General features: G+C 57.4%; 14 protein-coding genes and 1 riboswitch. Of the genes, 3 read left to right on the top strand and 11 right to left on the bottom strand.

The window, feature by feature from the left end:
- Complete coding sequence (locus tag BLR08_RS20775; protein ID WP_072331249.1) at positions 1 to 963, bottom strand: ABC transporter permease; 963 nt, start codon at positions 961 to 963, stop codon at positions 1 to 3.
- A gap of 270 nt (positions 964 to 1233) precedes the next feature.
- Here BLR08_RS20775 and BLR08_RS20770 point away from each other — a divergent pair, with 270 nt between their 5' ends.
- Together BLR08_RS20770 and BLR08_RS20765 are read left to right on the top strand one after the other, a co-directional pair.
- Positions 1234 to 2832, top strand: coding sequence for a response regulator (locus BLR08_RS20770; protein ID WP_072331251.1), 1599 nt, complete (start codon positions 1234 to 1236; stop codon positions 2830 to 2832).
- Positions 2832 to 4625 carry a cache domain-containing sensor histidine kinase gene (locus tag BLR08_RS20765; protein WP_072331253.1) on the top strand — a complete coding sequence of 598 codons (1794 nt, stop codon included), beginning with the start codon at positions 2832 to 2834 and terminating at the stop codon, positions 4623 to 4625. Before BLR08_RS20770 ends, BLR08_RS20765 begins: the two co-directional genes overlap by 1 nt.
- A gap of 97 nt (positions 4626 to 4722) precedes the next feature.
- Here BLR08_RS20765 and BLR08_RS20760 read toward each other — a convergent pair whose 3' ends face one another.
- Positions 4723 to 6132 carry an NCS2 family permease gene (locus BLR08_RS20760; RefSeq protein ID WP_072331255.1) on the bottom strand — a complete coding sequence of 470 codons (1410 nt, stop codon included), beginning with the start codon at positions 6130 to 6132 and terminating at the stop codon, positions 4723 to 4725.
- Between the two features lie 106 nt (positions 6133 to 6238).
- A riboswitch (purine riboswitch) is annotated at positions 6239 to 6339 on the bottom strand.
- A 463-nt stretch (positions 6340 to 6802) separates the two neighbouring features.
- Here BLR08_RS20760 and BLR08_RS31235 point away from each other — a divergent pair.
- Positions 6803 to 6940 (top strand): hypothetical protein, encoded by a 138-nt coding sequence (locus BLR08_RS31235; protein WP_176835573.1) that lies wholly within the window; start codon positions 6803 to 6805, stop codon positions 6938 to 6940.
- Between the two features lie 174 nt (positions 6941 to 7114).
- Here the strand turns inward: BLR08_RS31235 and mraY are convergent, their stop codons facing one another.
- From mraY to yicI, 9 genes are all read right to left on the bottom strand, one after another.
- Entirely contained in the window at positions 7115 to 8062 is a 948-nt protein-coding gene (mraY, locus tag BLR08_RS20755; RefSeq protein ID WP_072331257.1) for a phospho-N-acetylmuramoyl-pentapeptide-transferase, read from the bottom strand.
- A gap of 472 nt (positions 8063 to 8534) precedes the next feature.
- Positions 8535 to 10073, bottom strand: a complete 1539-nt coding sequence (guaA, locus tag BLR08_RS20750; RefSeq protein ID WP_072331259.1) for a glutamine-hydrolyzing GMP synthase — start codon at positions 10071 to 10073, stop codon at positions 8535 to 8537.
- Positions 10074 to 10330: 257 nt separating this feature from the next.
- Entirely contained in the window at positions 10331 to 13117 is a 2787-nt protein-coding gene (locus BLR08_RS20745) for a DUF4129 domain-containing transglutaminase family protein (RefSeq protein WP_143151547.1), read from the bottom strand.
- Positions 13098 to 14372 carry a DUF58 domain-containing protein gene (locus BLR08_RS20740; protein ID WP_072331263.1) on the bottom strand — a complete coding sequence of 425 codons (1275 nt, stop codon included), beginning with the start codon at positions 14370 to 14372 and terminating at the stop codon, positions 13098 to 13100. The genes BLR08_RS20745 and BLR08_RS20740 overlap by 20 nt, the downstream gene beginning before the upstream one ends.
- 14 nt (positions 14373 to 14386) lie before the next feature.
- A complete protein-coding gene (locus tag BLR08_RS20735) occupies positions 14387 to 15361 on the bottom strand; it encodes an AAA family ATPase (RefSeq protein ID WP_072331265.1) in 975 nt (324 codons plus the stop codon).
- Between the two features lie 82 nt (positions 15362 to 15443).
- Positions 15444 to 17216: a polysaccharide deacetylase gene (locus BLR08_RS20730; RefSeq protein WP_072331267.1), complete on the bottom strand. Its 1773-nt coding sequence runs from the start codon at positions 17214 to 17216 to the stop codon at positions 15444 to 15446.
- 741 nt (positions 17217 to 17957) lie between these two features.
- Positions 17958 to 18236 (bottom strand): DUF7667 family protein, encoded by a 279-nt coding sequence (locus tag BLR08_RS20725; protein ID WP_083537172.1) that lies wholly within the window; start codon positions 18234 to 18236, stop codon positions 17958 to 17960.
- A 94-nt stretch (positions 18237 to 18330) separates the two neighbouring features.
- Positions 18331 to 19404 carry a lactonase family protein gene (locus tag BLR08_RS20720; protein ID WP_072331269.1) on the bottom strand — a complete coding sequence of 358 codons (1074 nt, stop codon included), beginning with the start codon at positions 19402 to 19404 and terminating at the stop codon, positions 18331 to 18333.
- A gap of 108 nt (positions 19405 to 19512) precedes the next feature.
- Positions 19513 to 21852 carry an alpha-xylosidase gene (yicI, locus tag BLR08_RS20715; protein ID WP_072331271.1) on the bottom strand — a complete coding sequence of 780 codons (2340 nt, stop codon included), beginning with the start codon at positions 21850 to 21852 and terminating at the stop codon, positions 19513 to 19515.
- Between the last annotated feature and the right edge of the window lie 54 nt (positions 21853 to 21906).

Raw genomic sequence — 21906 nt, 5'->3', positions numbered from 1 at the left:
TTAGAAAATCCCCCTTTCGCCGAACCGGCGGGCCATGGTGTTGGCCAGCAGCAGCAAAACGAGCCCGACGCAGGACTTGAACAAGCCGACCGCCGTCGAATAATCGTACCGCGCCTCAATCAGCCCCATCCGGTAGACGTATGTTTCGAAGACGTCGCCCACCTCGTACACCAGCGGATTCGACAGCAGAAACATTTGCTCGAAGCCGTTGTCCATCATATGCCCGATCTTCATCAGCAATAAAACGACGATGGTGCTGCGGATGCCGGGCAGCGTAATATGGAACATTTGCCGCAGACGGCCCGCTCCATCCATCTTGGCCGCTTCATACAGCTGCGGATCGACGCCGGTCAGCGCCGCCAGGAAGATGATCGTGTTCCAGCCCATCCCATGCCACAAATCAGACAGTACGATGATGGACCGGAAATACGCTTTGTCCGCCAGGAAGTTGATCGTCTCGAAGCCCGCCGACTTCAGCAGCATGTTGACGACCCCGCTCGACGGCGACAAAAAGTTGATGACGAGACCGGCGATCACGACCCACGATAAAAAGTAAGGCATGTATACGATCGTCTGGATCGTCCGCTTGAACGCCATTTTGCGAACCTCGTTCAGCAGGACAGCCAAGACGATCGGTACAGGGAAATTAAATGCAATTTTGTACAGGCTGATCAGCATCGAGTTGCGGAGAACAACGCCAAACGCCTCGGATGCGAACAGCTCGCGGAAATGCTGCAGGCCTATCCACTCGCTGCCGTTAATGCCCCCGAACACGTCGTACTCCTTGAATGCAATCGTAATGCCGTACATCGGGATGTAATGAAACACGGCGTAATAAAGCAGCCCCGGGAGTAAAATCAAATAAAGCGATACGTTCGTCCGCATATGCGTCCATACGCCCGAAGGCAATCGCGGACGCATCGCAACCATACGAGCGCGAGGCGCCTTGTCGGTCAAAGCCATGTCGTTTGTCACCCCATCTTTGTGTAGGATTGCCGGGACCGGTCCTGCTTTCATGATAAAACGTTTTCAATCGGCGCGAAACGGCGGCTTCTTGCAAAAAGGGTTCGGATTATATCCGGTTTTCGCGGCGTCAAACGCCTCCGCAGTCTCTTTATGCGGCGCAGGCGTTCGAAAAATCGCCTTTCGGTTCGTTTTCTTGTTTTTCACCGCTCCGGTGTGGACAGTTATTTGGGCTATGCGGCATAATGAGTGAAAAAGGAGGGGGCGACGTTGCCCTATACGATACTCATCGTAGATGACGACAAACGAATCCGTGACGGGCTGACCCGCCATATCGAATGGGAAAGGATCGGCTTCTACGAGCCGCTGCACGCTTCCGGGGGGTTCGAAGCGCTCGAGCTGTGCCAGCGCACGCCCGTGGATGTCATTATCACCGATATTAAAATGGCCGGCATGTCCGGGCTCGACTTTGCGGAGCGCATGATGAGGTTTCGCAAGCAAACGATCATGATCATCTTAAGCGGATTCGGCGATTTCGAATATGCGAAGACGGCGATGAAGTTCGGCATCCGCCATTATTTGACGAAGCCTACCGATTTGACGCAATTAACCTCTGTTCTGGAGGAAACGGCCAGCGAGCTTGATTCCCGGCTTCGCCAGACCGAATCGCTTAAAGCGATGGAGGAGCGCTATCGGGAGGCGATCGATCTGTTCGCCGAGCAATTTTTGCTGCGGCTCGCTCACGGACTGGCCGACTCGCCCGAGGCGGTTCATGCTTCCGTACGCGAATACCGGCTAACGCTGCCGTACTCCTCGTATGCCTTGGCCTCGCTAGCGTCCGCGGACCATGCGGCCCTGGCGCAGCAGATGCGCCGGATTCGCCGGCGATGCGCGCTGTGGCGCGAGACATCGGACCTGTCTTGTTATCCGTTCGTCCACCAGGAAGAGGAGCGCATTTATTTGCTGCTCAACTATGATGACCGGGAGACCGCGCTGCAAGCTCTACGGCAGCTGCGGGAGAGGTCCGAGCAGCCTCAGCGAGAGCGGGCGGACCTGGCGATCAGCGGTCCGGTTGCCCAGCTCTCGGACATCTCGCTCTGTTTCAATCAGCTGCGGCATTGGCCAGGAGCAGCCGGACCGATGCAGGTTGGCGGGTTCGCCGATTATGCGGAGCATGAGAACGAGCGCCCTGAGCCGGTCTATCCGGCAGCCGAGGAGAAGCGGCTCGTGCTTGCGATGTCCTCGGGCGATACTGAGCGGGCCGCGCTCTGCCTCGAACGGATTTTTGCCGAATTGCACGCTCAGCAGGCTCATCCGGAAAAATACCGGGAGTATTTCGTCAAGCTGTTTTTCGCGATGGAACGGGCCGTCGCCGAATTAAAGTCCGATATTCACCGCATCCTGGGCGAGCGCATCTACCCGACACAGAAGGCGCAAGAATTCAGGCAAGCCGGTCCTATGCTCGAATGGCTGCAGCGCGCGTGCGCCGAGTGTACCGAATATTTGACCTCGCATTCGCTTTCATACACGCAGAAATTCGTCGAGCATATCAAAAGCTATATCGAGAAGCATTACATGGAGGACATTTCGCTGCATTCCGTGTCCGCCGCCGTCCACCTGAGCCCGACCTATGTCAGCAAAATTTTTAAAAAGGCGACCGGCCGCAATTTTATCGATTACTTGACCTCGGTGCGCATGGAGATGGCCAAGGCGATGCTGGGTAACGTCAACAACAAAGTGTATGAAATCGCTTCCAATGTTGGGTATCAAAGCACAAAACACTTTTCCCAGGTGTTTAAGGGAAACACTGGGATGACGCCAACGGAATACCGCGACAAAATTCACTGGAGCAAGGAGTCCGGCCATTGATGCATGCCATCAAAAAAACGACGTTTTGGCGCAACTTCATCTGGCTGATTTTGCTGGTGCTGACCCCGATCATGCTGCTGAATACGTACTATTTCTTTTATTGGAGTCATGACATCAAGCAGCAGGAAATGGACAACGATACGAAATTTCTAACGCTGGCCGGACAAAGCCTCGATACGATTCTCAACGATATCACCCAGCTGATTTCTTTGCTCGAATTCGACGATACGCTGAACGATGCGATCGAAGGGCTGTTTGACGCCAGAGGACAGATTTCGCCCGCCAAATACATTTATTTGAACAATGTGCTCGAAAACACGTTCCGCACCTTTATCGGCAAGCCCTACATCCACTCCGCCTATTTTTATCACGAGAAAAACGACAAGTTTATTTTTACGACGGAAGGCATCCGCAATCTAAGCGAAATCGCCGATAAAAGCTGGCTGGACTCCTACCAAAATACGGACGAGGAGGCGAAGTATTGGGCCGAGCTTCGCCCTTTTCCGTCCCCGAGCGCGGCCCAAGGGCATGTCGACATGCTGTCCCTGTTCCGCAAGGTGCCGATTTTTTCCGACTACGGCAATGGCGTGATCGTGCTCAATCTGAACCGTACTTATTTCGATTCGCTGTTCCAGAATATCCCGAACATTCGCGACAAAAAAATATACATGATGGACGGCAATCATAAAATCTTATACGGAAACACCCCGGAACCGATCGGCGAGGTACTGACGGAAGCGGATCTTTTGCAGCTTGAGCAGCGGCAGCATCTGATCAAAAAGAACGGCAAGGATACGTTCCTGGTGTCCTATGTGGAATCGAAGGTTTACGACTGGAAGTACGTGTCGATCCTTCCGACCGTCACGCTGCTCGGCAAGCTCGAATTTATGAAGAAAATGAACCTGCTCATCCTGGCGCTTTCTCTCGTGATCGGGCTGCTGCTTGCGCTTCGGTATACCGTAAAAACGTATCGGCCGATCCAGATGATGGTCCGAATTATCCGCCATCACAACGAAGGGAAAGAAATCGGTTCGTTCCGCGTCAACGAAAACGACGAATACGGCTTTATCACGCTTAACATTATCCGCAGCTTTCTCGCCAAAAACGATGCGATGCGGCAGCTGACCGAAAGCATGCTGCTGCAGCGGGAAGCCGAGCTGCATGCGCTGCAATCGCAAATTAACCCGCATTTTTTGTACAACATCCTGGAGACGATCAATTGGGAGGCGATGAATCTGCTCGGCCGGGACAATCTGATCTCGGCCTTGATGCTGCGGCTTTCGTCCAATCTCCGCTATGTTACCGACAGCCGCCGGTCCGTCGTTTCGCTGGAAGAAGATTTGCGGCATGTGCGCGACTATATCTACATGCAGGAGATGCTTCACCAACACCGGTTTTCCGTCATTTACCGGGTAGATCAGGCTGCTCTTAACCGGCCGGTCTTGAAGCTGCTTATCCAGCCGCTTGTCGAAAACAGCGTGCAGCATGGCATGGCGGAGCGCGTGAGCGGCGGCCGAATCAAGCTCGCCGTCGAACTGCGAGCCGCTCTTGTGCGCATCCGCATTATCGACAACGGCGGCGGCATGGCCAAGGAGAAGCTGGCGCAGCTGCGCGCTGTTCTGGCTGCCCCTTCTCCCTCGTCTCCAACGGAGGGGCGCAGCGTGGGCATCGCGAACGTGAACCAGCGGCTGAAGCTCAAATACGGCGCCGGCTACGAGCTGCGCGTAGTGAGCACGGCCGGGCGCGGCACCGCTGTCACGCTGGAATTCCCTTCCGAGACAGCGGCCGAATAAGGGGGATTTTGCTGGGAGCCATGCAAAAAAGGCTTCGATGCCCGACCAAATCGGATACCGAAGCCTTGGGAACACAGTGAGGATAAACGCCCCGATCTTACTCCGTAATAAACATGTACCGCAGCACAATCAGCACCGCAAGCACCCACATCAGCCAGTGAACCTTGTAATTGCCCTTGCCGCCGAGACGGGCAGACGTCGCCAAGACGACATAGCTGACGATACCAAATGAAATACCGTTGGCGATATTATACGTAAACGGCATAAACGCTACGATGAAAAATGCCGGAATCCCGTACACAAGATCGGAGAAATCAATTTCCTTCACGGATTGCATCATCAGCACGCCGACAACGACCAGGGCCGCCGCCGTAGCCGAGCCAGGGACTAGCGCAGCAAGAGGAGCCAGGAAGATCGCGAGCAGGAAGCAGACGCCTGTCGTAACCGCCGTCAAGCCGGTACGGCCACCCTCGGCGATACCCGCCGAGCTCTCGACGAATGCCGTCACGGTGCTTGTCCCGACCAAGGCGCCGCCGCTGACGCCGATTGCGTCAACCATCATCGCTTTGCCGACCTTCTTGCGGCCTTCTGTTTCGTTCTTCATAATCCCCGCACGGTTCGCCGTACCGACAAGCGTACCGAACGTATCGAACAATTCCACGAATGTGAAGGTAAGCACGACCGAGATAATCCCCGCGTTCATCACGCCCGCGAAGTCAAAATCCGCGAAAGCCAGCTTGGTCAGATCCGGTACCCATGTCGTCTGGTTGCTGGTCAGATTCGCCAGATTCACCACGGGAGAGCCGTCCGGGTTATTCATGAAAATTCCGACTACTGTCGTCAGCAGAATGCCGAACAGAATCGCGCCGCGCACACGCAGCACCATCAGAATCGAGATTAAGAACAGACCGATGACCGTGAGCAGCACATTCACATTATGCATGCTGCCGATGTGGAACACCGTTTCGAACGAAAGCAGATCCGTATATTTGCCCTTGGGGACATCACCGGCCAGCTCGACGGCAACCGTCAGCAGACCGCTGTTCTTCAACCCGATAATCGTAATAAACAACCCGATACCGACTGTAATCGCATGCTTCAGGCTGTCCGGAACCGCGACGAGCAGCATTTGGCGAACCTTGGTTACCGTCAGCAGAATAAAGATAATACCGGAAATAAATACCGCGGTGAGCGCCATCTGGTACGTAAATGTACCGTTTGATGCCAAAATGACTGTGGCAAAATAAGCATTAAGTCCCATCCCCGGCGCGAGCGCAACAGGGAAATTGACGAACAACCCCATGCAGATGGTTACAACGCCAGCTGCGATGGCCGTAGCCAAAAATACAGCCGTCCAGTCCATACCGGTAGCTCCCGAGCCGAATGCGCTGAGAATGTTCGGATTGACGGCCAAAATATAAGCCATCGTCATAAACGTGGTCAGGCCGGCCATCACCTCGGTACGTACCGTCGTGCCGTTCTCCTTCAGCTTAAAAAAACGATCCATCTTTCCAAAATCCCCCTCAGTAAGAGTGTTTTGGGAACAACGACGAAGAGCCCGATTACCTCACGGTCCGGGCTCACGAGAAACCGCGCTCCGCCGGAATTCCTGCGAAGCGTGCTTTCTTGTTCGTAGCCAGATCATTTACGGTGATCTCGTAGAGACTTCCAGGCCAATTCCCGGAATTATACGAAACGGTTATTCCTTGCTTTAACTCCCTCCATTCTAAAAGCGGGCACGGCGGTTGTCAATGGATTTCCCGAACATTCTCAAACTTTTTGCCGATTTCGTTCGGCTAGAGCTCGATAATCGGATGAGGGCGGGACCGTTTTCGCAGGAAGGCAGACCGTCACCCGTTTTGAGCGGCAGATGGCCGATCTCGGCATCGATCTGCGGGCCGAAGACATGCTTATATCGAACATACAGCCATACAAACGGATCGGATTCGCTGGTTCGCTGCACTGAATTTGATAGAAATGATGCGGGTGGAGGAGGTCTCGATAGATGTCATTGTAAAAGCCCCTGCAGAAGCAGTCAATGGAGGAAATGCGAGGAGTAACCGCGAATTACCGCATGCTCGGAAACGTATTTTTCCGTTCCTACTAAGAAAGAGGAGTATTGCCGATGGATGGCCAATACCCCGTAAGGTTACAGCGTGGCCAACGGGATGGAGGAAATGCGCGAATATGTGCAGTCAGGGTCCATCGACCTCGCCTCTCTCCGCTATGTCATGCTGCTCACCGATGGACTGCTCCTGCCTCGCTCGGATCAGGAAGCCGGACGCAGGCCCGACGACAAGCTTGCGTGCTGCTGAAGTTTGATTAGTAGGAGAAGACCGTTTGACGCATTCTGCCTCCGCCCGTGTCTCCGTATTGCTGGAGGTGTGAGGCGGAGGTTTTTATACGACAGGACGGCTGAGCGCACGGCGCTTATGTACCCGCAGCCATGCAGCTTTTTCATTTTTCAGAAGCCATACGCTTGCACGCCTTCAGCTTCTCCCTATCCATAGACAGATCAAAGCGCATATCCATGAAATGCAGCCGAATATCATAACAATTTTGTTTTCGCTCCAGCCGTATTTCAAGCCGAAATGGTAATGGATAGGTGTCATGCGAAAAATACGAAGCTTGGTTTTTTTGTAGTACCAAACCTGTAAAATAACCGACAGTTGTTCGGCAAAATATACAAAAAACAGGATGGGAACTAAGAGTTCAACCTTTTCAATGATCGCCATAAAGGCCAAAGAACCGCCAATCGCGAGCGACCCTGTATCCCCCATAAAGGCTCGGGCAGGATAACTATTATATAAAAACAAGCCTAACAAGCAGCCAATCATGACTAATGAAAAGGTTTGAACACCTATTTTGTCAGAGATCATAAAGAAGAAAAGATAAGTTGGAATCGCTACGGAAATCAGCAAGCCGTCTAAGCCGTCGGTAAAATTAATCGCATTGGCCGAACCGACAATAAAAAGCATCATCAAGAATAAGTAGAGTACGAAAGGAAGCTCTACAGAGTTATCGCCAAAGATCGTGATGCTTGGACTAAGAGAATGCACACTGTTCAGGTACCAAAGAAGCAATCCGGTGAATGCAAATTGAAAGATGAGCTTTGTTTTTCCTGAAACGCCGGAAGGGTCCTGGAAGTAAGCTTTTTTCCAGTCATCGCCAAAACCTATGAGGCAAAATAAAATGAAAGTTGTGTTAAGGAAAGAGGCTAGCGGATCCGGTCTGTTTAGAGCGATTACTAAAATACCTGTTAGAAGTACAAGTCCGGCCATTAATGGAGTTCCGCGTTTGGCATGATGGTCGGGAGGCAATTCCGTTCGGATTGGCTGGGTAAGTTTTAATACCCGTAATCCCCAAATGAGAATAGGACACAGAAGCGCTACTACAAAGAAAGAAAGCATGGATATGCCAAAGATGGATTGCAGCATGTCCTATCTCCTTTTGGATTGGATTTATTGTACCGCTTAGAATAGTGTATGTGGATTCCTCCCTTTTTAAGTTCGTTTTGAACAGCTCACAATCTCATATTAAATAAAAAATAGGAATGCTAAAAAGAGAAAAGTCATGGGAATCTATTTCCTATTTTAGTTTCATGCCTGATTAACATTTCCCCCCTTTGAGTCAGCTCTCCAACCGCGCTGATAGCGGAAACTAATAGCGTCTGTGGAGCGCATGCCAATTCCTGCACATCCTTTCTTGATTTTTATTTTGCCCCCGTCAAGTTGTTGGATTTTCGGCCATAAAAATACTCCCTTCCACCTGCTAAACAACGCAGATAAAAGAGAGTTCTTTTTATAAACTATTGTGGCAAATATAGCTAGCTGGAGACTCAGCTATCAATGTCCGAGACCTATGCCAAGATAGGCTTCCAATACATGGACAGCATTCTCCCCTTCGCCTTTATTCCCACTCGATCGTAGCCGGCGGCTTCGACGTAATGTCGTACACGACCCGGTTGACGTTGTCTACTTCATTCACGATGCGCACGGAGATTTTCTCCAGCACGTCCCACGGAATACGCGCCCAGTCGGCGGTCATGCCGTCGATGGAGGTCACGGCGCGGATGCCGACGGTGTAGGAGTACGTACGGGCGTCGCCCATAACCCCAACGCTCTTCATGTTCGGCAGCGCCGTGAAGTACTGCCAGATCTCGCGGTCAAGCCCCGCTTTGGCAATCTCGTCGCGAAGGATCGCGTCGGATTCGCGCACGATCGTCAGCTTCTCCTCCGTTACTTCTCCCAGCACGCGGATCGCAAGACCCGGACCCGGGAACGGCTGACGCCAGACGATGGCGGACGGCAGGCCGCACTCCTCGCCGACCTTGCGCACCTCGTCCTTGAACAGAGCCGACAGCGGCTCGACCAGTTTGAACTTCATATCCTCAGGCAGACCGCCGACGTTGTGGTGAGATTTGATCGTCTGCGCTGTTGCCGTGCCGCTTTCCACGATATCCGTGTACAACGTGCCTTGCGCCAGGAAGGCGAAGTCGTCGAACTTGGAGGATTCCTCCTCGAATACCCGGATGAACTCGTTGCCGATGATCTTGCGCTTCTGCTCCGGATCGTCAACTCCGGCCAGCTTGCCGAGGAACCGCTCGCGAGCGTCGATCTTGACGACCTTCATGTCGAATTTGCCGACGAATGTCTCCATAACGCCTTCAGCCTCATCTTTGCGCAGCAGGCCGTGGTCGATAAACATGCAGGTCAGCTGATCGCCGATCGCCTTGTGAACCAGCATCGCCACGACCGAGGAATCCACGCCGCCGGACAGCGCGCACAGCACCTTCTGATCGCCGACCTTCTCGCGAATTTCGTTTACCGTATCCTCGATGAAGGTCGTCATGCTCCATGTGCCTTCGCAGCCGCATACATGGTAGAGGAAGTTGCGGATCATATCATTGCCATATACGGAATGGCGCACCTCGGGATGGAACTGCACGGCGAAAAACCGTTTCTCCGGGTGGCTCATCGCTGCGATCGGCGCATGCTCCGTGCTGGCGTCCACAATAAAGCCCTCCGGCGTCTGCACGACCAGATCGCTATGGCTCATCCAGACGGTTTGGCGTTTCTCCAGACCGTGCACCAGTCCGCATGCATCGGTAAAATCAACTTCCGCCTTGCCGTACTCCCGCTTCGAGGCTCCTTCTACCTTGCCGTTCAACTGGTGAGCCATCATTTGCATTCCGTAGCAAATGCCGAAGATCGGCACCCCGAGATCGTACACGGCCGGGTCGACCAGCGGCGAAGCTTCCCCGTACACGCTGGCGGGACCGCCCGAGAAGACGATGCCTCGCGGCTGCAGCGCTTTGATTTTGTCGGCTGGAGTATTATACGGCAGCAGTTCGCTGTATACGCCCAAGTCGCGGATACGGCGTGCGATCAACTGGTTGTACTGCCCGCCAAAATCGAGCACCACAATAATTTCATTCGGCTTGTCCATGGATTTAACGTTCCTCCTGCTTTATAGGCGTTCATTTTTTCAATGACACCTATTATAAGGCTATGCCGGGTAAAGGGCAATGCTTGTCTTTGAGTTTGGTTGCTGTCCTCGCCGACTTACTGCGAAAACGGCTGCGCCGTGGGACCGAAATGATGCTTCTCCGGCGCCAAATGTGGAGCTCCGGCAGGTCCCGCGTTCTCTACTTATGGGAACTGCGGCAAGCGTACTCAAAACTCCGCCCGGTAAGTTTGCCTTGCTCAGAACCGCCGGCTTCGTCTAAGCTGCGTCCACGCCTTGCGCAGCGCTTCGCGCGTAACTCCGTCCGGCTCAGCCGCGTAGCCATCCCCGTAGCGCTGTGCCTCCAGCAGCCGGGTCAGATGCATCAGCGCTTCGCGCTGCCGTACGCTGCGGCAGCTGCGCGAGGCGGCATATTCACGCAGCGTCTGCGCCGGTCCGGCCTTGCCGTAAGCGCGCTGAAGCTTGCGCCATAAGCGCTGGCCGAGCCGGTAGGCGGACAGACGGCGCAGACTGGGCAGCAGCCCGGCAGGCGGCAGAGCAGGCGGCAGGGAAGGCCCCTTGCCCCCAGTCCGCAGGCGGCGAAGCCCAGCCCGGCGCAGATCGAGCAAGCGCAGCAGAACCGGCAAAGCCAACATCCCTCCGGCGAGGAGCCACCGCCATCCGGCGGCGGTCGCCTTAGCCCATATTTCCGGCCATTGGCCGGCGGCGGCAGACATCCATGCTTGTGCCATAGCGGGCAGCTCCGACAGCAAGCGGCTGAAGGCGGCGAGGCGGCGCTGCGCCGCTCGCATCCATTCGCCGCTCAAGAGGGAAGAGGCCGGAGCGCTGACGGCGGCAGCCGCATCCTCCGTCCGTTGAAGCGGATGAGCGCCGTCTTTCGCAGCTGCTCCAAACCCAGGCGTCGGCTCGAACGGCACCCAGCCTGCGGCAGGGACGTACACCTCCACCCAGGAGTGCGCATCGCTCTGGCGCACCTGCACGTTATACAGTATGCCGGCGTCACCAGCTGTTGTCCCGGTCACTTCGCCTGGCGCGAAACCCTTGACCCACCGGGCAGGAACACCGGATGCACGCAGCAGCACGGTCATGGCCGTAGAAAAGTGATCGCAATAGCCCTTACGCGTCTCGAACAAAAAGCGGTCAACCAAATCCTCGCCATCCGCCGGAGGAGCGCCTGGATCAAGGCTGTACGTATAGCTCTCGCGCAAGTACGCTTCTATCGCCTCCGCTTTGGCATAAGGCGTCGATGCATCGCCCACAAGATCACGGGCAAGTGAGCGTACGCGCTCCGGCAGGCTGCCGGGCAGCTGCAGGAAGCGTGCGGCGATATCCGCCGGATATTCGGCGCTAGGCAGCGCGGCCAATGCGGCCCGGTCCGGGGCGACTTTCGCCTCCACCCGGTAAGATGCCAGCGGCTCGGTTAATGCAGGCACGGTGTAACGGTCGGTTTCGGCCTGCCTCCATACCCATTCCGAAGGAATGGTATCCCCTTGCGTCGTCCGCAGCTCATCCACCCGAGTGATGACGCCGCCGGCGAACAGCAGCCGGTCCAGCGACCGGTCGGCCAGCGTAATCGCCTGCCGTACTGTCTCTCTTTCGTTTGCCGATTCTTGGATCGGCGGAGCCTCGAACCGGCCCGGCTGCAGCGAAGAGTCGTAGGTCTCCCAGCCGCGGCCTGTGTAGGCGGATTTGGATTCCCCCCGCCAATAGGTCGGCTTGTCCGTCACCGCCGTGAAGGCTAACCGATGATCCGGGACCAAGGGGGCTCCGAGAAAGCGATCATCGGCCCCATACCCGGTGCGGGCTTGTCCGCTCTGCAGCCGGCTCCCGGACGCGCTTCCGCCGATAAAGCGTTGTTCCCAGGCTTCGACGTATTGCTTCCAGTCGGGCGCAGCCGTCTGCTGGGGCTGCAAATAAGCGCCCAGCCATCCGATGCCCAGCGCTGCGGCTATAAGCAGCAGACCGGCTCCTTGAGCCCGGACGCCGGCAGAGTGGACTGCCGCCCCTCTTTCCCGGCTTCCGACGGCCGAAGCCGAGGCCCGGGACGGCCTGTCGTCCTGCCATCTGCGAAGGAAGCCCGGCTGAAGCAGCCACTGGAGCAGCAGGCCGAAGATCAGCGTTCGGCAGGCCGACGCAAACGCGTCCATCCCGAAGGCCGTCTGTAGCCATATAGGCAGCGCCAGCGTCAGCAGAACAAGCGCGTGCATTTGCTTGCGCTCCAGCACCAGCGACTGCAGGACAGAGATGAAGAAAGCCCATCCGCCTACAAAAAGCAGGGTTCGCGTAGATGGCTCCCAATCGGCAAGTCTCCCCTGAGCGCCTTCCCGTACATCCATCGCCAGCTCCTGCCCCCAAAGCATCCAACCGTTCAGATCGGGGAATGCTCCGCCGTGATGCAGCCATACCGTCTGGCCGACCATCCAGCCCGCCTTGAGCAGCCAGGACGGCTGCCAGCCCAGCCGAAACGTATCGATCCCCACAAACAAAGCGAAGGTCCAGACGAACGGCCCAATCGCATAGAGCTCCGTGATGCTGGCCAGCTTGCCCAGCGGGTACAGCCACTCCAGGACCAGCAGCAGCAGGAGCGTGCTGAGCAGCGCATCCTCCGCCCACTGAGAGCCTGAGCGGCCGGAAGGCAGCCTGCCGGAGGAGAGAGAACGGCGCGCCCCAGGCTCCGCCATCGCCGTGCGGGCAGACGGAGCAGAGTCGTCGGTTGAAGCTGGCGGAGCGAACGGCGGAGCGAACGCTTCAGGCGTGATCTGTCCCGTCCGTCTGGTCGATGCTGTCCGTTCAGACGATGCTTGCGATGCAGCCGGTGGTGCTAATGATGTCGATGGTATTGGCGATGTCGACGGTGTCGGCGATGCTGATGCTGTCAAGACCGCCGGAGCGGCCGGATGCGCCAAAGCCGGATTCCCGGCAAGAGAGATATCGCTCACCCCGGTTGCACGGGCCCGTTCGGCTCCATTCTCGAAACGTCCCGGTCTCCCGTTGAGCCGCTGCCTGTTATTTTCCTGTCCCGGCAACGCCTTCACCCCCTTGCATGCGACCGGCTCCGGCCGCTTCAGGCTTATCGGCCGTTATCGTGGAGGTGCGGCAGCCGAGAGCCAGCAGCTCTCTCAGCCATCTGCCGACAGCCGCTTCGTTGCCCGCCGACCACGGCCCTTGGACAAACAGCAGCTGAACGGCTCCCTTGGGCATGCGTTTGACTGCAGCCGTCAGCCGCGGATCGATCCGGGCTGTGACGAGCAGTACGCTCCCGGCGCCGGACCTGGCCGCTTCGCGAAGCGCCGTCTCGGCCCAAGCCCCCGGCCGCGGACTGCCCTGCGGCACGGCCGCCAGCAGCGCCAGCAGCTCCCGCTGCCTGCCTTGGCCTTGGACCAGCGCGGCGCTGCCGCGGCCGTCGCTTACGGCCAGGCGCACGGCCATGCCTCTGGCGAGGGCGCCTGCGGCTGCGCCAGCCGCGGCCTCCACCGCCGCTGTCAGCGCAGGGTCCGCCCACAGGGCGGCCCCCGCGCTGCTGCCGGCTCCGGCCGCGTCAAGCACGATGAGCCGCCGCGTACCGGCAGGCGGCTCCGTCTCCTTCGCGCGCAGCTCGCCCGTGCGAGCGCTGCTGCGCCAGTGGACCCGGCTGAGCGGGTCCCCTGGCGCGTAAGGCCGCGTGCCGACGACCTGCGGCACGCTGGGCTCCAGGGCCTGCCGCCGCGCGCGGCCGGCCGGCTCTTCCCCGGCTGCGGCCCATGCCGCAGCCGGAGCGAGGCGGGGCAGCACCAGCAGCTGCCCCTCTGCCCGCTGGCGGCGCCGCACGCGCAGCAGCCCGAATGCGTCGCTGACGGTGACAAGGCGCTGCTCGGGGATATATTTGCCCCGGGGCAAGCCATCCACCGTTACCGTCAGCCTTGTTTCCGTGCGCAGCCCTGCCGGCGCATACGCGCACAGGGACAGGGGCTGCCCGGTCCCCTCATGGACCCATGTTTCCTCCAGCCTCACCCAGGCGCCTGGCGCCAGGAACGGCCCGAGCTTCAGCCGGAAGGCGCAGGCGAACGGCTGACCCGCTGTCAGCAAGCCGTTCTCAGCGCCTCCTGCCTGATCGGAATGGCCGGACGGCAGCCATTGCCGTTCCGCTCGCAGAGCAGGGCGCAGCGTGACGTAAAGCCACCATTCGTAGCCGATTATCAGCAGCATGACGCCCAGTATCAACCAAGATGTCCTGCCTCCCCAGGTGAAGGCCCACCAGGCGGTGAGCGCCAGCAGTCCCGTTTGTCCGAGCAAGCTCCACATAGCGGCCCTCCTCTTTAAACTGCCGCATGGCGGCGTACGGGAACCGGGGTCGCCGCCAGGATGGAAGCGAGCACCGCTTCGGCCTCTCTTCCATTCAGACATGCGGAAGAGCTCGGGATCAGCCGATGAGCCAGCACCGGCAGGCAAAGCCCTTTGATATCGTCGGGAATCACATATCTCCGCCCGCATCGGTAAGCCTCGGCCTGAGCGGCCCGCATCAGCGCAAGTGAGGCGCGCGGACTGGCTCCAAGCGACAGCTCCGGATGCTGCCGGGTTGCGGTGACGAGCTGCACGACATACTGCCGGATCGTATCGTCGACATGCACCGTTCGCGCTTCCTGCTGGAGGCGGGTAAATTCCTCCCTCAGCAGCACCGCACGGATCTGGGTCAGAGGGGAGGACTCCTCCATCCGGCTCAGCATCTCCACCTCGTCCTGCGGCTCGGGGTAGCCGATGCGAAGCTTCAGCAGAAACCGGTCCAACTGGGCCTCAGGCAGCGGATACGTCCCTTCGAAATCAATCGGATTTTGCGTAGCCAGCAGGAAGAAAGGCTCAGGCAGCGGATACGTATGGCCGTCTACCGTTACCCGCTTCTCCTCCATCGCCTCGAGCAAGGCGGCCTGCGTGCGCGGAGATGTCCGGTTCAGCTCGTCGGCGAGTACAATCGGCGCCAGCAAAGGACCCGGGCGAAACTCGAACTCGCCCGTCCGTTGATTATAGATCGAGATGCCGGTCAGGTCGGACGGAAGCAAATCCGGCGTACATTGAATTCGTTTAAAATCGCATTCCAGCGTGCGGGCGATAGCGCGGACCAGCATCGTTTTGCCGACGCCGGGCACATCCTCCAGCAGCACATGACCGCCTGCGAGCAGTGCCACGAGCAGCTTCTCGATGACGTCCCGTTTGCCGACGATTGCTTTCTCCGCTTGATATACAATTTTTTCCAGAATGACTTGAGGGGGATCGGTTAGGGATGAGGACGAAGCCATACGAATAACCTCCTGATAGAAGGCGAGCAGCCTTCATAGACTTGTATTCTATGATGGCTAGTATCGCCCGCTTTGCGAGATTTTAGACTTTGCTTCGGTCATGTTCAGCTCCTGCCCCGCCCTGCTGAAATAAATCTCTTATATCCGGCATCAGTCCCGGAGGCAAAGCAGCCTGTACCCGTGCCGGCCCATGGCCGCCAGCCGCTTCGTAGTCAGCAATCCGTCCTCCCAGCCCCTCAACCGCCGCGCGCAGCGGCACATACAGCTTCCCATCCCGCAGCTCCATCTCCGGCAGCGAAACCTTCCGTGAGTGAGCGGCCTGCGACTGCAAATCCGCTCCCCCAACCCAACCGGATCGCAGCTCCAACCGGGCCAGATCATAGGCCAGCTCCCTGGTCCCCAGTTTGACAACCGCTGTCCGCTCATCCGGGTTCCACGCCACATCCGCTTTCATCGCCTCTGCCAACTCTCGAAGCGGCACGATGAACCGGCCATCCTTCAGCCGAATGGATGACAGCCCGAACTCCGCAGCCGGTTTGTCGGCCTGGAGCTGCAGCTTCGTCTCCGTTCCGGCAGCCCGCACTAAGGAGCTCGGCTCCTGGACTGCTCGTTCCATAACCTGCACGCCTGTCCTCCAGCGCGTATTCACATAAAACAGCAGGCCCGCAACTGATTTCTTTATGCCGGATCTTTCTATACCTGTCCCGGCTCCTGTACCCGGTCCCCCCTGAGCACTTGCCTCATTCTCCGCGCCTGCTTCTGTCCCTATCCCTGTTACTGTTCCTGTCCCCGCCCCCGCCTCTCCTTCTCCTCCCGTTCCCGCTCCTGCCGCCTCTCCATCCCCATACGCCCAGCGACTCTCCTCCATCATTCCTTCTGCTGCAAGAGCCTGCTCCCCAGCCGCGGCAACCTCCGACACGAACGGACCTGTTCCGGCGCTTCCCGCCCATACGGCCGTATGCTGCCTTACGGCCGCCAACTGCTCTTGGAAGGAAAACAGCGATGCTGTACGGGCCCATTTGCAGGCCGTGACCCCGAATTGCGCTGGCTTAACTTCAGCTGATAAAGGGGCGAACCGATAGCCGCGTTCCTGAAAGCTGCGAATAATTTGCGGCAGCGCTTTCAAAGTTTCCTCATGCCCGGCCCCATCATGCAGCAATACGTTCACTTCGTGCCGGAACGGCCCTTTCTCCACCATGCGGACAATTTCTTCGGCCTTGACCCCAGCCCTCCGCGCATCCCCGCTGTCTATCGACCAGTCAAATACCGTATATCCGCCTTGCTGCATATAATAGTGATAGAATTCATCGTAATTCCCCGCCGTCCCGCCCGGAGCGCGTACCAAAGGAGTACGAACCCCCGTCAGCTTCATAATGGCGGCCTCCGTCTTCTGGAGCTGCTCCCAATACCCGTTGAAATCGGAGTAAATTTCTTTATATACATGATTATACGAATGGTTGCCGATAGCGTGGCCTTCGTCTACGATGCGCTTGACTACGTCCGCTCGTGCCTCCACATGTTCACCGAGAACAAAAAACGTCGCCTGAATCCCTTCCTCACGCAGCAAATTCAATACTTGAGGGGTCAACCCGCTGGGCCCATCGTCGAAGGTCAAATAGACGGTCGGCTGTTCCGGGGCCATGTACGGCTTCTCCGGGGTCAGCCGATTTCCCTGGGACAACAGGCTGAAGACCTCTCCGGCCTCTGACCCTTCCGCCGCCGGCTGCCTAAGCGCAGACAGGTCGGCGGCAGCCAGCCCTTGCGCGGCCGCACCCAGCCAGATTATGAGGGCGAGCAATGCCGTCATCCACCCTTGTTTTGTCCATCCATCCCGAGCCAGCCATCCCAGCTTCATAATAAATCCCTCCGTCTAGTCTATGAATGATTCCATTTGCTAGATTATATGGAGCGGCGCGGTCTTTTAGACCCGGATATGAAAAGTGGGCGAGAATAGGGTGAAAACAAGCTTATTTCATCTGGCGGCTTTCTCTTTTCTGAGCTGCAGCCTCCTTCCGTGTGCGTGCAAAATGAGCCCTTTTCGGGCTCTGCCTAATAGCCAGGCCATTTCCGGCCGTCATTAAGCTAACGGCATCCTTACCCACTGACGGAAGGTGGAGGGCGTTCGCAGAACGCTAAACGGAAATCAGCAGCCTTTAGCACCGCTTTTCTCACAACCTTGCCATTCTTACGGAACTCTGCGAGTCTTAGACAGGCAAAGTGAGCGAAAAATGGACCGCTTGGCTTTCCAAGGGACTCCAGGTTCCGTTACAACTTACATGCAACCGATTTCGTGCGCTTACGGTCCCGGACTTCCGTTACAGCTCCGCTCCCCTGCTTCCCGTATCATCTCCTTGTTGAAAGGTTTTAGATGCAATCCGAATTTAAAAGCTCAATAAATAACTTTAATCTGCTGCTACGCCAAAAAGGCCACGCCTCCGCGCGGCCTCAGCCTTTTTCCCGCTTATTCCTTGCTCACGACTCGCACCTTGCTGCTTGTCCGTTACTTGCTCCTTGCCCGGCAACACTCGAGCCTTATTTGTTCCCTGCTCCTTGCCGCCAGCCGTTCGTCAGCCAGGCATCCACCGACGCCTACCGCCTACATCTGGCCTTTCTCAAACTTGCTTTTCTTCATCTGAGCCAGCTGAAGCCGGAACTCCTGCTCGATCAGCACAAGCTTACGGGTCAGCACCTGGAGCCACTCCTTGTCTCCGGTTATAGAAGCGGCGTCGATATAATTGTGCAGCTCAGCCAGCTTTCTTGCATAATTCGCATTCGCCTGCAGGCAAATGGACAGTTCATTTTGCTCCTCTACCGTCAGCTCCCTGTTTTGGTGATGCGTCCAAATTTCGGCCATGCGCAGATGAAAAGGCAGCATACTCTCACTCTCCCGGAATTCGATATGATTACCTCCTCATTGTTGACCGAAAAAAGAGATTTTAGACTCCTTTAGCCTTGCATGGCTGCACGCGTTATTTGGAAAATAACACGCATGCCGGACGCGGAATCGTCAGGGAAAAGCCTGTCGGGGTAAGCGTTCCTTGTTCGGGATCGACCTTATAGGTAACAAGAGAATCCGAGTTTTGATTGGCCGCCACCAAATATGCTCCGTCCGGCGTCAGACCGAAGTTGCGGGGAAAGTCTCCTTGCGTCGGCTCGTGCTGCAGCAGCGTCAGCCTGCCGGTAGCCCGGTCGATTGCGAATACGACGATGCTGTTATGCCCGCGATTGGAGCCGTACAGCACCTTCCCCGACGGATGAATATGGATATCCGCGCAGTAGCTCGTGCCCGCGTAATCTTTCGGCAGCGTCGGAACGGTCTCGATGGCCGTCAGCTCTCCGGCCTCGGCCTCATAGCGGTAGGCGATGATCGTATTGCCCAGCTCATTGATCAAGTAAGCGAACGGCTCCGTCTCGTGAAACGTCAAGTGTCTCGGACCTTGACCGGCTGCCACCTTCACAGCCCCCAGCCTCTTCAGCCGCGGGCCGGAAGCGTCGAAGCGGTAGCGCACGATCTCATCCGTTCCGAGATCGGTCACATATACAAAATCTCCCTTCAAGGCGACGCAATGCGCGTGCGGTCCTTGCTGCCTGTCCGTCATGCTGCTGCCTTCATGCTGCTGAACATCGCTGGCCTCCCCCAGGCTGCCGTCCTCCAGCACCGGGAAAACGGCTACGCTGCCGTTCATATAATTGGCCGCGATCAATGCCCTTCCGCCGCCGGCTAGCGCCAGATGGCAAGTAGCGCCTCCATGAGCAGTCCGTGTGCCCAGCAGGCTCAGCTCGCCCGAGTCCCGATCCACGGCAAATGCCGTCACCGAACCTCCCAGCACCCCGGACTCGTCCACATGCTCGACTACCCCGTAAAGGCGATCCCCCGCCTCATTGCGGATCAGAAAGGACGGATTGTCAGTCTGCGCATTCGCGGATATCCGCTCCAGCGCGCCCGTCTCCGTATTCAGCTGCAACCTGAATATGGAATTCGCCCCCTTCTCCTGATAGGTGCCCACGTAGACAGGAAGCTCCTTGCTCCGTTCCATTGGCATATGACCATAACCTCCGCTTAATTTAGGATTAGGATTAAAACGAAGCCCTTCATCCATTTTATCCCTTTCCTTGCAAAAAGCAAAACCGGCGGCTGACTTCCTGTCCCTTCATTCGGCGCTTGATTCTTGCCCGATCTTCACCCTTATAGCGGGCGCATTCGGTGTGATCCGGATGCCTTCAGGTACACCTTCGGCTTCTCCGCCTTCAACGGAATCAACGCTCTTCAGGCCGCGCAGCACGATCTGCCACGGCTTGCCGGCGCCTCCCGTCGCGACGATATCCAGCATGTCTCCCGCGCGCGAAATCTCCACGTCCAGCTGACGTTCCCCCGACAGGTCGTGCAGCGCAGCGGCAGCCGTCGCCCCGCTCTCCAGCTCGAACAGATGCAGCTCCGTTCCGCTGACGTAGTCGTAGTCGGGGCGTTCCCGGTTCGCGCCCAGCGCGATCAGCGAGTTCGGCCGGACAAGCAGCGGCAGCGTCATATAGCCATGTCGCTCGCGGTGCCATCGGCCGCCCGTCACCGTTTCACCGGTCAGCAGATTCGTCCACCGGCCCTCAGGCACATAATAGGCAACACTGCCCTCCGTATTGAAGATCGGCGCGACGAGCAGCCTCTCTCCGAGCATATACTGACGGTCCAGATAATGGCAGGTCATATCCTGGGGAAACTCCAGCACCATCGCGCGCATCACCGGCAGTCCCTTCTGCGTCGCTTCCACGGCATAACCGAACAAATACGGCATTAGCCGGCATTTCAGCTCCGTGAAAAGGCGCAGGACATCCACCGCTTCCTCATCAAACAGCCATGGCACCCGGTACGATTCGTTGCCGTGCAGCCGGCTGTGCGAGGACAGCATGCCGAATGCGACCCAGCGCTTGTAAATATCCGGCGGCGCCGTCCGCTCGAACCCGCTGATGTCGTGGCTCCAGAAGCCGAAGCCCGACAGCCCCAGCGACAGTCCTCCGCGCAGCGTCTCGGCCATCGAATCATAAGTGGCCGAGCAGTCGCCGCCCCAGTGCACGGGATACTGCTGGCCTCCCGCCGTAGCGGACCGGGCGAACAGCATCGCCTCATGCTTGCCGCGATGCTCCTCCAGCACCTCGAATACAGCCTTGTTATAGAGATGAGTATAGTAATTGTGCATGTTTATGGGGTCGGAGCCGTCATAGTAGACCACATCGGTCGGAATCCGTTCGCCGAAGTCCGTCTTGAAGCAGTCGACGCCCATCTCCAGCAGACGCTTCAGCTTGCTCTGGTACCACTTGACCGCTTCCGGGTTCGTAAAGTCGACCAGGCCCATTCCCGCCTGCCAGCGGTCCCATTGCCAGACGTCGCCCTCCTTCGTTCGGACCAAATATCCATTTCTCGCTCCCTCTTCGAACAACGGCGACTTCTGGGCGATATACGAGTTAATCCAGACGCATATCCGCAAGCCCCGTTCCTTTAGCCGGCGCAGCATCCCCTCCGGGTCCGGAAACATGTCGGCATCCCATTCGAAGTCGCACCACTGGTATTCCTTCATCCAGAAGCAGTCGAAGTGGAATACATGCAGCGGGATGCGGCGCTCCGCCATCCCTTCGATGAAGCCGGTCACCGTCGCCTCATCGTAATCGGTCGTGAAGGAGGTCGTCAGCCACAAGCCGAACGACCAAGCGGGGGGCAGGGCAGGGCGGCCGGTCAGTTTCGTATAGTTGTTCAATACATCCTTCAGCGTCTCTCCGCCGACTATCATATACTCCAGTGTCTCGCCCGGCACGCTGAACCCGACCTTGGAAACAACCTCGGAGGCGATTTCATAGGATACCCGCCCGGGATGGTTCACGAATACGCCATAGCCGGCGCTGGACAAATAGAAGGGCACATTTTTATAAGCCTGCTCGCTGCTCGTTCCTCCATCCTCGTTCCAGATGTCGACCGTCTGGCCGTTTTTGACGAAGGGAGTAAATCGCTCCCCCAAGCCGTAGATTTGCTCGCCGATGCCTAGATCGAGCATTTCCCGAAAATAAGGGCTGCCGTCCGCAGCTCGGACGTATGCGGCTCCTTTATTCGCCGTCCCTGTCAGCCGTCTGCCGTTATAGAAAAATTCCAGTCCCCATGAGGGCGAGCGGCGGATGACTGCCTGCAGCCTTCCGGCTTGCATGACGATCCGCTCTTCCCCGGACGCGTCTACAGTGACAGCCGAAGCCTCTTCGTTGATCGCAAATGCCGGTCCCCTGCGAAGCTTCCCCGCATGATGCGTCCAGCGGACACGGATCACGTCCGGCATCGGCGAGCTTAGCTCTGCCGTCAGCAGAGCGCCGTTCAGGGTGTGACCTTTGCGCTCAACCATCCGCGTTGCGGCATAAACGGTTACTCGTTCCCCATCTGTCTGCACATCTCTCACAGCTGTCGGATACTGCACGTCTACTCCTTCGCGAATTCCCCAATACCCGTCCGTAAACTTCAATTGCGATCCCTCCTTCGATTTGATTATAATGATATTGACTTTTTTAATCGTGTT

Origin of the sequence: Paenibacillus sp. cl123 (genome assembly GCF_900101595.1) — a bacterium.
In the GTDB taxonomy this organism is placed as follows: Bacteria; Bacillota; Bacilli; order Paenibacillales; family NBRC-103111; genus Paenibacillus_G.
The sequence above is the reverse complement of the archived record's forward strand: the minus strand, read 5'-3'. Positions and strand labels throughout refer to the sequence as shown.

Bases quoted from the DNA above. Each gene is read 5' to 3' on its own strand.
- guaA (WP_072331259.1), bottom strand. From the start codon at position 10,073: ATGGACAAGCCGAATGAAATTATTGTGGTGCTCGATTTTGGCGGGCAG.
- BLR08_RS20730 (WP_072331267.1), bottom strand. From the start codon at position 17,216: ATGAAGCTGGGATGGCTGGCTCGGGATGGATGGACAAAACAAGGGTGG.
- BLR08_RS20720 (WP_072331269.1), bottom strand. From the start codon at position 19,404: ATGCCAATGGAACGGAGCAAGGAGCTTCCTGTCTACGTGGGCACCTAT.
- BLR08_RS20760 (WP_072331255.1), bottom strand. From the start codon at position 6,132: ATGGATCGTTTTTTTAAGCTGAAGGAGAACGGCACGACGGTACGTACC.
- mraY (WP_072331257.1), bottom strand. From the start codon at position 8,062: ATGCTGCAATCCATCTTTGGCATATCCATGCTTTCTTTCTTTGTAGTA.
- BLR08_RS20740 (WP_072331263.1), bottom strand. From the start codon at position 14,372: ATGTGGAGCTTGCTCGGACAAACGGGACTGCTGGCGCTCACCGCCTGG.
- BLR08_RS31235 (WP_176835573.1), top strand. From the start codon at position 6,803: ATGCGCGAATATGTGCAGTCAGGGTCCATCGACCTCGCCTCTCTCCGC.
- BLR08_RS20735 (WP_072331265.1), bottom strand. From the start codon at position 15,361: ATGGCTTCGTCCTCATCCCTAACCGATCCCCCTCAAGTCATTCTGGAA.
- BLR08_RS20765 (WP_072331253.1), top strand. From the start codon at position 2,832: ATGCATGCCATCAAAAAAACGACGTTTTGGCGCAACTTCATCTGGCTG.
- BLR08_RS20775 (WP_072331249.1), bottom strand. From the start codon at position 963: ATGGCTTTGACCGACAAGGCGCCTCGCGCTCGTATGGTTGCGATGCGT.
- BLR08_RS20725 (WP_083537172.1), bottom strand. From the start codon at position 18,236: ATGCTGCCTTTTCATCTGCGCATGGCCGAAATTTGGACGCATCACCAA.